The organism is Coleofasciculus sp., from assembly GCF_046539235.1.
GTDB lineage: Bacteria > Cyanobacteriota > Cyanobacteriia > Cyanobacteriales > Coleofasciculaceae > Coleofasciculus.
This window is the reverse complement of the sequence record NZ_JBKHHI010000206.1, coordinates 1-11,437: the sequence shown is the minus strand read 5'-3', so window position 1 is coordinate 11,437 and position 11,437 is coordinate 1. Positions and strand designations below refer to the sequence as shown.

Annotated in this window: 8 protein-coding genes; 6 read left to right on the top strand and 2 right to left on the bottom strand. The window is 44.5% G+C overall.

Annotation, left to right across the window (positions count from 1 at the left end):
- Window positions 1-285: 285 nt before the first annotated feature.
- The gene (locus ACLFWI_RS17840; protein ID WP_446414033.1) at window positions 286-4,362 is read left to right on the top strand and encodes a response regulator; all 4,077 of its coding nucleotides are present in this window, start codon (window positions 286-288) and stop codon (window positions 4,360-4,362) included.
- Between the two features lies 1 nt (window position 4,363).
- Window positions 4,364-5,767, top strand: a complete 1,404-nt coding sequence (locus ACLFWI_RS17835) for an O-antigen ligase family protein (RefSeq protein ID WP_446414032.1) — start codon at window positions 4,364-4,366, stop codon at window positions 5,765-5,767.
- A gap of 39 nt (window positions 5,768-5,806) precedes the next feature.
- On the opposite strand, the gene ACLFWI_RS17830 is transcribed toward ACLFWI_RS17835, so the two are convergent.
- Window positions 5,807-6,181 (bottom strand): c-type cytochrome, encoded by a 375-nt coding sequence (locus ACLFWI_RS17830; RefSeq protein ID WP_446414035.1) that lies wholly within the window; start codon window positions 6,179-6,181, stop codon window positions 5,807-5,809.
- A gap of 293 nt (window positions 6,182-6,474) precedes the next feature.
- Here ACLFWI_RS17830 and petG point away from each other — a divergent pair, with 293 nt between their 5' ends.
- Window positions 6,475-6,588, top strand: a complete 114-nt coding sequence (petG, locus tag ACLFWI_RS17825) for a cytochrome b6-f complex subunit V (protein ID WP_006106132.1) — start codon at window positions 6,475-6,477, stop codon at window positions 6,586-6,588.
- Between the two features lie 99 nt (window positions 6,589-6,687).
- Here petG and rsmD read toward each other — a convergent pair whose 3' ends face one another.
- Complete coding sequence (gene rsmD / locus ACLFWI_RS17820) at window positions 6,688-7,299, bottom strand: 16S rRNA (guanine(966)-N(2))-methyltransferase RsmD (RefSeq protein WP_446414031.1); 612 nt, start codon at window positions 7,297-7,299, stop codon at window positions 6,688-6,690.
- 555 nt (window positions 7,300-7,854) lie between these two features.
- Here rsmD and ACLFWI_RS17815 point away from each other — a divergent pair.
- The 3 genes from ACLFWI_RS17815 to ACLFWI_RS17805 all read left to right on the top strand — a co-directional run.
- Window positions 7,855-8,718 (top strand): SWIM zinc finger family protein, encoded by an 864-nt coding sequence (locus ACLFWI_RS17815; RefSeq protein WP_446414030.1) that lies wholly within the window; start codon window positions 7,855-7,857, stop codon window positions 8,716-8,718.
- Window positions 8,719-8,765: 47 nt separating this feature from the next.
- Complete coding sequence (locus ACLFWI_RS17810; protein ID WP_446414034.1) at window positions 8,766-9,530, top strand: ADP-ribosylglycohydrolase family protein; 765 nt, start codon at window positions 8,766-8,768, stop codon at window positions 9,528-9,530.
- Window positions 9,531-9,902: 372 nt separating this feature from the next.
- Window positions 9,903-11,437, top strand: a 1,535-nt coding sequence (locus ACLFWI_RS17805; RefSeq protein WP_446414029.1) for a tetratricopeptide repeat protein, incomplete at its 3' end; no start/stop codon positions are given.

Sequence of the window (11,437 nt, the reverse complement as noted above, 5' to 3'; positions counted from 1 at the left end):
ACCACCCAACCCTTAATGTTATCGGGTCGCCCTCCGCCGAGTACCTTTAGAAAAGGGCGAGTCAATAGAGGTTAATTCTCACACCACCTACGATGTGCAGCGACTCGCCCCTACAACGGCGATAATCCTGAAAATCTCAACGATCCTGATAGTGTCTGAAAAAAGCGACAGATGCAATATCTGAGTCTAAGCTAGATCTAAGGTGGATTCAATCCAACTCAGGTAATGATCAGTCTCTGGTCATTCTACCACATCTAGATTCAGATACACCAGACTCTCCCATCTATGAAATTCCCTTTTCATTTTATCAAAGGATTTTCCTCCCTGTTTAAGCGCGTTAACCTCTTACTCATCGCCCTGATTGTAACTGGGTATTTAGGCAACTATTTCAGTCTATCCCTATTTTTTGGGGTGGACTTTTTATTTGGCAGTATTGCCGTCTTAATGGTGGTGTATTTTTATGGCATATTCTGGGGTACTTTAGCCGCCTTCATTGCCAGCAGTTATACCTACAATCTTTGGGGGCATCCCTACGCCATTATTATTTTTACCGGGGAAGCCCTGTTTATTAGCTTGCTGTTGCATCGTAAGACTGAAAACATGCTGCTCCTCGCTGGTATCTATTGGGTGCTGATTGGTATGCCTCTGGTTGGGTTATTTTATGGAGGCGTTTTAAATGTTGGAGCAACTCAAACCTGGTTGATTGTCTTGAAGCAATCAGTTAATAGTATCTTTAATGCCTTGATTGCCACGCTAATTGTCACGAACTTGCCAGAAAATTGGCTAAATATTCGACATAAATATAACCGACTTTCACTTCAACAGACGGTTTTTAATCTCTTTGTGGCTTTTGTCTTATTCCCGGTCTTAATTTTAACGGTTTTTAACGGGCGGCAAATTCTCAACACTATTGAATCAGATATTCGTACTGAACTCAATGCCACATCTGCATCCCTGGTAGCTAACCTGAATTTTTGGTATCAGCAACATTTACATGCAGTTGAGGAACTAGCTGAGATTGCGGCTCAATCTCCAGAGCAACCCTCGGAATTTTTACAGCAAAGTACCGCATTAATTAAACGTAGTTTTTCTGATTTTATTAAGGCTTATGTCACCGATGCCAATGGAAAAATAATTGCCGCTCAACCCCCATTCAATCCAGATGGGGAATCAATCATCGGCTTGAATATTGCCAAACACTCGTTATTGGAGCAAACTGCCGCTAGTTTAAAGCCGATTCTCTCCGATGTACATATTGATGATGCGTATCCATTACCTCATGTCGGCTTAAGTGTGCCAGTCATAGTCAATAATCGTTTTCGTGGTATTGCTTATGCCTCCTTGGATTTAAGTCACATTCAGGAATTTCTAAAAATGAATATCCAAGAACGAGGATTACAAATAACATTAGTTGATCATCAAAAGAACTTGATTGCCAGTACCCAGTCAAATGTGAGTATAATGGAACCCTTTGATCCGCGTCAAGGCGGTGAAATTCGTGCCATTGATGCTGATATTTTTCAGTGGTTACCCCAAGATCCTGGCACACCAATCATGGTGCGTTGGCGAAATTCATTTCACGTTCAAGAAGTCTCACTCACTCCCTATCTTCCTTGGACGCTAATTCTTAAAATTCCGACTGCCCCTTATATTGATGAATTAGAAGCACTTTACCTGCAAAACCTGGCAACAACACTGCTGATTATGGTCTTAGCATTGCTGGTTGCCGTTCTGTTAAGCCATCGATTAGTAAAACCTCTATTCAAATTGGCACAGGTAACGACTAACTTGCCACAAAAACTTCTAGATAACAGTGTGCCTGTAGATTGGACTCAAAGCCGAGTCAGAGAAATTCATTCCTTGGTGAGTAACTTTCAGTTGATGGCATCTGTCTTGACTCAAAAATTCCAGGAAATTAAACAGGCAAAAGATACATTAGAACAACGGGTGCAAGAACGCACGCAAAAACTATCATTAATTAACAGTGAACTGGCAGTTGAAATTAAAGAACGCCAACGAATAGAAGCCCTATTACGGGAACGAGAAGAACGCTATGAACTGGCAGTTTCCGGGACAAATGATGGAATTTGGGACTGGGATATTGTAACCAATGAGGTTTATTATTCTCCCGTCTGGATGCGGATTCTTGGCTATGAGGAGAATCCCTTGTCAAACCGTCTATCAAGCTGGTCTGATCATGTTTATCCGGATGATTTACATCAGGTAATAGAGGATATTAATCATCATTTAGCTGGGCAAACCCAGATTTATGAAAATATCCATCGCATCAAACATCGAGATGGGCATTATCTGTGGATTGCGGCTAAGGGGCGGTGTATTCGCGATCGCGAAGGCAATCCCTACCGTCTTGTTGGCACTATTACTGACATTACCGATAAAAAAATCGCCCAAGAACAACTAAAAGTGGCGAAAGAAGAAGCTGAAACAGCTAACCGCACCAAGAGTCATTTTCTGGCAATGATGAGTCACGAAATCCGCACGCCGATGAATGCGGTAATTGGGATGACAAGTCTGTTACTAGATACAAGCTTAACTGCCCAGCAAGGAGAATTTGTGGATATTATCCGCAATAGTAGTGATGCGTTACTGACGATTATTAACGATATTCTGGATTTCTCTAAGATTGAATCAGGCAATCTGAACTTAGAGAAACATCCGTTTAATTTACGTTACTGTATTGAGGAATCGTTAGATCTGCTATCCTCTAAGGCAAGAGAGAAAGGGATTGAGTTAGCCTATTTAATGGACGATCAAACGCCTGAGATGATTAGGGGAGATGTGACGCGATTGCGCCAAATTTTAGTGAATTTAGTCAGTAATGCGGTTAAATTTACCGAAACCGGAGACGTGGTAGTTTCGGTAAATACTACTGCCGAAATGTCCGATGATCAAATCGGTTTACAATTTGCTGTACGTGACACAGGAATTGGCATTTCCCAAACACAAATGGATCGGCTATTTAAACCCTTTAGCCAAGTTGATGCGTCAACCACTCGTCAATATGGCGGTACAGGATTAGGATTAGCGATTAGTCAGCGACTGAGTGAACTAATGGGAGGCAGAATGTGGGTCGAAAGTCAAGAGGGTGTGGGTTCAACTTTTTATTTCACCGCGATCGCAACTCCAGTTTCCTCAGATTCAGAACCGGATAGTTCTCAGCAGGTATTGAGTGATAAACGTCTGTTGATTGTCGAAGATAATGCGGCGACTCGCCAAATGTTGATTGAACAAGCCCAATCCTTTGGGATACAGGTAGAAGCTACCGCATCAACCACAGAAGCTTTAGGATGGTTAGAACAGGGAAAACGCTTTGATATAGCGATTTTTGCATCCCAGATTCTCCAGATGGAAAATTGGAGTTTAATCACCCACATTCGTCAGCATCCCCATTGCCAAAACTTACCGATAATTATGCTGGGATTAATCGGGCAAGTCGAGACACACTCAGACACAGGATTACCCAACCCCAGTCTGGCGATCGCGGGATATTTACATAAACCGATTAAACAGTCTCAGTTGTACAATATCTTAGTCAATATCCTGACTCAGGAGGTAAGTGTACCAAGAAAGACTCGTTCCCATTCATCCAAATATGACCCCACCTTTGCCCACAAATTCCCCTTGAAAATTCTCTTGGCGGAAGACAATGTGGTGAACCAAAAAGTGGCAGTTAATATGCTGAAACGGTTGGGATATCGACCCGATAGTGTTGCCAATGGGTTAGAAGTATTACAAGCGTTACACCGTCAATCCTACGATGTGGTACTCATGGATGTCCAGATGCCAGAAATGGATGGATTAACCGCAACACAACAGATTTGTCAGGAATTTCCTGTATTTTCACGTCCCCGGATTATTGCCATGACAGCTAATGCGATGCAAGGCGATCGCGAAGAATGTTTGGCGGCGGGAATGGATGACTATATGAGTAAACCTATTCATGTTGATGTTTTAAAACAAGTCTTGAGTCAATGTCAACCTCCGACAAGGGAACAGCCGACGAAACAGCCAGTTCTTGATCCAGGGGTGATGGAAAACTTGCAAGAAATGGCAGGAGATGAACTTAGCGAAGTTATTAATTGTTACTTACAAGAAGCGCCGGAATTGTTAGAATCCATACATGATGCCGTTAAGCAAAAAGATGCTGAGTTGCTGTATCATAAAGCACACAGTCTCAAATCCAGCAGTCAGGCATTAGGAGTGCTCAAACTTGCCCAGCTTTGTCAACAATTAGAAGCCCTGGGACGAGCGGGTACAATAGGCGAGGCGGAACAGTTAGTCTTACAGGCAATTACGGAGTATCAACAGGTGAAGCAGGCGCTTGAGTGGGAAAGTCAGTAGAGTGTTTAAAAAAATCGATAAATATCTGTTCAGTCACCACCCTCAACCCCGCTTACAAGGCGCTTGGAATTGCGCCCAAGTCGGATTTTTTATCTTTCCCTGGTTTCCTGCTTTGGGGGTTGTGGGTGTAGGTTTTGCCTTAATCGGAACCTGGTGGCAAGACTATCGCCGGATTATTCGGCGTCCTCTAAACTGGGGACTGGGAATCTTGAGCCTTTGGCTAATTTTCAGCGCCAGTCAAGCCTATAACCCCACCGAAGCATTCCTGGGTTTAGCCAATTTCCTGCCATTCTTGGCTTTTTTTGCCGCATTCAGTGACTTAATTCAAACACCAGCCCAGCTAAGGCGTCTCGCCTGGATTCTGGTGATTCCTTCTGTACTGGTTGTGATTCTCGGCTTTGGGCAGTTATTTCTCGGTTGGGCGCACCCGTCGCAGTTTCCCGCCTTATTGGGTTGGGTATTAGAAGCAAAGGGAAATCCGCCAGGGCGCATGGCTTCAGTGTTCATGTACGCCAATATTCTGGCGGCTTATCTGCAAATTGTCTTTACTTTAGGGTTAGGACTATGGATTGAGACGTTTCAAGCTTGGCGACAGCACAGAGTAGGGGGTGTAGGGGCGGGTTTGACGGATAACTTATGGCGTCAAACCGATAACTTAACTAAACCCGCCCTTCTGGGGGAAGTTGGGGGAGTCCTCTTGTTTTTAACTGGAGTGGAAATGGCTAATGCGATCGCGATCATCCTCACTCATTCCCGAAATGCTTGGGGTGGGCTGATTGTAGTGGGTTTGGCTTTTGCACTTTATCAAGGCTGGCGCCCTTTGGTGGGGATAGTAGTCGCTGCGGCTGTGGCTGTACCATCGGCGGCGTTTAGTCCCTCACCGTTCCGAGAAGGGTTGCGAATGATTGTTCCGGCTTACTTTTGGGCGCGACTCACCGATCAGCTTCATCCCGATCGCCCTGTGGCGTTGATGCGGATAACCCAATGGCGCTTTGCTTTGTCGCTGACTCAGCAGCGTCCTTGGACAGGTTGGGGATTGCGGAACTTTACGTTGCTTTACGAACAGCAGATGGATCTGTGGCTCGGTCATCCCCATAATCTGATGCTGATGTTGACGGCTGAAGTGGGTATTCCGGCGACAATTCTATTTTGTAGCTTAGTGGGCTGGATTCTTGGGCAAGGCGTTCTCTGGATCAACAAAGCGCGATCGCGACTCGATAGCGATCGATTAATTGTCTTTAGTTATTTAGTCGCATTCGGCGGCTGTATCCTATTCAATATGCTAGATGTCACACTCTTTGATTTACGGGTGAATACCTTGGGGTGGCTACTCCTATCCGCGATCGCGGGAGTGACTGCTTCTAAACCTGACAAAAACAAACTGGAACCCCTTACAAATGACTAATGACGATAAGAGCCGTTAAATTTAATTTTTCCCACCTACTTACAATTTTTGCAAATAGGTTAATAAATCAGCCATTTCCTGAGGACTCGGCTGAAACTTGGGCATCGGCGGGGTTTGACCACTAATTACCTGTTCAATCAGATCACTTGGGGATCTGTGTTTAGAAATATGCTGTAAGCTAGGTCCGACCTTGCCATCGGCGTGCATACCATGACAATCGGCACAATTAATCTCAAAAATAGCTTGCCCTCGAACTGGATCACCGTTGAGGGATAAAACTTTCTGGATATAGGGATCAGAAACTTGCAGCACCTGAAATCCGAAGATGCCGATGCCGATCACGAACAGTAGGGCGAGTACCACCATGGTAATCCGCCGAACTAGGACTTGAGGTTGGTCAAGCTGGTTCTCCAAGGGATCTCCTGCCAAGTTGAGAATTTTTTAACAAAGTTGAACTGGACTCACACTGCAACATGTAGAGTTACCCAGGAGCATATTAGTGTAACAGATTGGAAAGAAGTATGTCGATTCATAAACATAGCTTAAAATTTATGGGCTGAGTAAGCAAGCTGGAATCATGAATGTAGTGTAGCCAGCAGTATTGAAGCGGTTGACTCGCAAATCTGACTAGTATTGAGTAGCGATTGGGTCATCTCAGCTAGTAGGATGAGAAACAAGCAAAAAAACTTAGTATTTGGAGAACGATCATGGTTGAACCATTGCTGTCGGGAATTGTTCTAGGCTTAATCCCTGTTACCCTGGCTGGGTTATTTGTCGCGGCGTACCTACAATATAAGCGGGGGAACCAATTGGAATTGTAGAGACGTAGCATGCTACGTCTCCACTCAGGGCGGGTTTGAGGTATACCCAATGCATGGGTAGTAATGGGTAAAGGTGGTCAGTTTTTTGGTTACAGCTACTTACGCCTTGAGGCGGTAAAACACTAAGGCTGTGTTGCCGTAGACTTTCTGGCGACAAATTTCCATTGTAGAGACGTAGCTAGCTACGTCTCTACAGTCATAATTTTCTTTTACCTTGCCACCTTCCTCCTTCTCTTCTGCCTTCAACAGTTGCGGTGTCCAGTGGTTGGGGCTATATTCCACCGCTAATTCACCCTGATCAGCCAGGAGTTGATAATGTGCGATCGCCTCTAGAACCGGATTGTACAAATCACTGGCGTAGGGGGGATCAAAGTAAATCCGGTCAAATTGCTGATCAGCCAGCGTTTTTAATCGTCCCACCACATCTCCTCGTATTACCTGAAAGGTTTGCTCCGGTTGAGCCACTTGCCGCCAATTTTGTTGCATAATGGAACAGGCTTTGCCTTTTATGTCAATACCTACCACTAAAGATGCGCCGCGACAGAGTGCTTCAGCCCCCATAGCGCCTGTACCCGCACAGAGATCCAGCCAACGACATTGGGCGATCGCACCTTGCCAGATGTTAAATACCGCCTCCCGTACCCGTGCTGATGTCGGGCGGGTTTCTAGTCCAGGTAAAGTTTTTAGCTGTCGGTTTCCATAAATTCTCATGAATCATACCAAGTCCGGTAACATCGGTTGTGTATAGTGGGAAAAGGGTAGGGGGGTAGAAGGGTAAGTTTTTGTCCCAATAACTACGGGTATGATAGACGAACTAAACAAAATGATATGATATCAATGATTATACCCTTGAATTAAGCCTTGAACTAAAGTTCAGGCTAAAAGCTTAAACCCGTTAAAACTGGTTAAAAAACTTACCCAGTAAGCTCGATTCTTACTTTAGCTTTGATGCGGAAATTTATTTCCCAGCTACGGGAGTCAACGCCATTTAGTTTAAGTCAAAGCCATTCCTGTTAAGCTGAATAGCACTGAAATAAGCATTTGGGGAGCGCCAAAACCCTTTATCTATCGTAGGGTGGGCATTGCCCACCAGCATACCAGTCAGTGACATTCCTGTTAAGCTGATGTGCATTTAAATTGGGTATTACCTGTTCCCTGTGACACACCGAGCGTGTTACCGAGCGAAGTCCGAGGTAAGTCGAGGTGTTCCCTGTTCTCAACCGTTAATGTTAATGAAAGTCTGACTACTTAATTTATAGATAACTTATGCAGTCCTACGAAATTGAAGCTCCTCCCTGGTGGGTACAACGCTGGATTGACTTACTCAATTCCTATCGCTTTAAAAAGCGTTTGGAACGCGCCCGCAAATACGCCAAGGAAGGCAATGTCCTCAGTATTGAGTTTGAAGGTCCCCAGGTATTAGCACGGGTACAAGGAACAGAACCAGAACCCTATCAAGTTTCCCTATCGATTGACCCATTTACCGAGGAAGACTGGGGTTATGTGGTGGAAACGATGGCGCAAGAGGCTATTTATTCGGCTCAATTATTAGCTGGAGAAATGCCGGAAAATATTGAGCAATTGTTCACGGCTAATGGGTTGAGCCTATTTCCCTTCACTCTTTCGGATATTCATTCAAAATGCAGTTGTCCTGATCCCAAAAATCCCTGTAAACATATTGGTGCGATTTACTATCAATTAGGCGATCGCTTTAGTGAAGATCCCTTTGTCTTATTCCAGTTACGAGGACGCACTAAAAGCCAAATTCTGGATGATTTGCGTCATTTACGGAGTACGGGTAGTGTAGAACTAAAACCGGAGAAAAAAGCAGAGGTTGAGTCCCAATCCAGTCAATCAGTCGTTACATCCAGTCGATTAGAGAACCAGAAAAATGAGGGAAAAGTAGCTGTTGATACCCCAGTTAAACTTGAGCAATTCTGGCAATACGAAGAACCTCTTGATCCCTCTTTGGTTGTCATTACTCCTCCTCCAGACAACCGTACTGTATTGGATGTCTTAGGGACGATCCCCTTAGCAGCGGCTGATAGTCGTGTCATGCAATATTTTCGGGAAGTTTATCAACTGGTTAGTCAACAGGCGATGATGTCCGCCCTGAATCGGGAAACCTAATATAAGAAGCTTAGGTTTATTGGTTGTGTGATTAGGAAATGTCAGTTATGTTAGGTGCGATTACTGGAGATATTGTTGGCTCAATTTATGAAGGACACAGTATCAAAACCAAAAATTTTGATCTGTTTAATCCGAGGCGTTATTTTACCGATGACACGGTACTCACCATCGCCGTCGCTGATACCCTTCTCACGTCAGGAAATTACACCGAAAAACTCAAGGAATACTGTCGCCTTTATCCGAATGCTGGATATGGCATGAATTTTCAGGCGTGGGGAATATCAGATGATGTTGAACCTTACAATAGTTGGGGTAATGGTTCAGCGATGCGAGTTAGTCCGATTGGTTTTGCCTTTGATGATCTGGATACGGTGTTACAGGAAGCTAAACGCAGTGCAGAGGTTACTCATAATCATCCTGAAGGAATTAAAGGCGCACAAGCCACAGCCTCGGCTATTTTTTTAGCACGGACAGGTTACAGTAAGACCGAAATCAAGTCTTATATTGAAACCACATTTAACTATAACTTAAATCAAAGGATAGATCAGATTGCAGCGGCAACAGTTTCTTGTCAGGGTTCTATTCCTCAGGCAATGATCGCTTTTCTAGAATCAACTGACTTTGAAGATGCCATTCGTAATGCTATTTTTATCGGCGGGGATAGTGATACGCTTGCTTGTATTACAGGTGGGATTGCTCAAGCATTTTATGGCGGTGTTCCCCAGGAAATAGCTCAACAAACATTAACTATTCTTGAGCAGCGTCTCGGCGCGATCGCAAATCAGTTTAATTTAAAGTATTCAATTTCTTAAGTTGCACCAATTGCCAGCCAGTCGGTTTTTGACTCCTCGTGCAATATCTGAGTAGAACACTCGTTCAGTAGTCTCATCTTTAATCAATTCTTCCCGAAAAATTTACAACGACTTAAATGACTTCCCAGCGCGACGCGGATTGCAGCCTTTGCGTAAATTATCATAGAATATTAACTGTATTACTTGTTTTACGTTGTCTTACAGATTTGAGTGCCTTTCAGATTTCAACCTGAAAGATAGAAACCACTCATCACCGACTGAGAGCAAGTTGCCATTGTGTAACTCTGAGTCAGAACCCTTACTCCTTGCTGAGTAGATTGTCACGCTTTGTAGGGGAGCATCTATCTGAACGATTTAAGATGAAAGATGATAATGCAGCAGCCAGATCAAGGCGGTAAGGGGGATCAATCCCCAGATGTGCTGTCACCCGAACAAGCGTGGAAACTCTTGACAGCCCTAGCGGGTAAAGAGCGCATGTTGCAGGATCGAGGCGCAAAGAAGGTTGTACCCCTATTATGTGAATGGCTGGGATATCTGTCGTTAGGCATAGAGTTAGTTGGGCGATACTTAGCCAAACACCCCGATGTGTCTTTAACTGATATGCTCAAACGGCTGGAAGCGCGACATCCTGATACAGCAAGCCAGCCGTCAAGCCAACCGACACTTCAATGGGGAATCAACACCATCTTGGAATACGTCTGGAGAGAACTCAATCCCCTAACCCAGCAGGTTGGTCAACTTTTGAGCTTATTTGCCCCAACCCTCTGGCGTTGGCAATGGTTAGACTATGCCAGTGATTTCTTGCATTGGAGACAGGCAGATCTCGACCAAGCCCAAACTCAACTGTATCAGTGGCGTTTAATTGAGTCAGTGGCAAATCGCCGGGGTTGCTACACAGTTGAGCCCTTAATTCGGGAGTTTTTTCGCAAAAAACTGGAGACATTGGATGCACCCACCGTCTTTGTGTCTCACCCTCCTTTTCCATTCCCACCCAAGGCGTCGTCCAAGCCGATTCCCCAGCCACCTCAACCGGATACTCAGTCTTCTTTGCCAAAGCAAATTTCCGATGAGGATTCAGCCTCGCAGACGCCACCTCCTAGAGAATGGTCTTCATTTCTCTCCCCTTATCCTGACGTCCCTGGTTCCGGTGAAGATTGCCTGATTGAGCAGCAACTCTATTTTCCGATTACGAATTCCACCTGTCCTTGTCAACAAGACAACTCTTACATTGCTAATTCAGGAGTATCCCAAAAAAGCAAGAATAAAGCACCACCCTTAAGAAAACTTCAGGCTGATGACTTCAGGCAGGCTTTTACCGCTATTCTTATCGAACTGGTTCAGCAAATTCCTGATTTTCCTACCCGAGAGCATCTAACGTTTTTGGATGAGATACTGCCTCACATTCAAGAAATAGCCCACACCCTAGAATCAGCCGTAAGGGATGAAGATTCACTCTGCTTATTTGACAGTTTGGGCAAATTCTATAAAGGTCAAGGATTAACGGATTTACTTTGGCTATTCGATCGCTTAGGTAGATTTTATCAGCATCAGGGAGTGGGCAATCAGGCAGAATCCTGGTTTCGGCGGTGCGTATCTATCGCCCAAGCCGCTTTTGGCGAGGAACATCTTGATGTTGCCACTAGCTTGAATAACTTAGCCGGACTTTATTATACCCAAGGTCGCTACAGTGAAGCTGAATCACTTTATTTGCAAGCCTTAGAGGTGAGAAAATATCTGTTAGGTAATCATCATCTTGATGTTGCCACCAGCTTGAATAATCTGGCAGGACTTTACTATGCTCAAGGTCGCTACAGTGAAGCTGAACCCCTTTATCTGCAAGCCTTAGAGGTGAGAAAACGTCTTTTAGGCAATTGCCATCTGGATGTTGCCAGTAGCCTCAACAATTT

Coding starts and splice junctions, on each gene's coding strand:
- ACLFWI_RS17840 (WP_446414033.1), top strand. CDS start 286: ATGAAATTCCCTTTTCATTTTATCAAAGGATTTTCCTCCCTGTTTAAG.
- petG (WP_006106132.1), top strand. CDS start 6,475: ATGGTTGAACCATTGCTGTCGGGAATTGTTCTAGGCTTAATCCCTGTT.
- rsmD (WP_446414031.1), bottom strand. CDS start 7,299: ATGAGAATTTATGGAAACCGACAGCTAAAAACTTTACCTGGACTAGAA.
- ACLFWI_RS17815 (WP_446414030.1), top strand. CDS start 7,855: ATGCAGTCCTACGAAATTGAAGCTCCTCCCTGGTGGGTACAACGCTGG.
- ACLFWI_RS17810 (WP_446414034.1), top strand. CDS start 8,766: ATGTTAGGTGCGATTACTGGAGATATTGTTGGCTCAATTTATGAAGGA.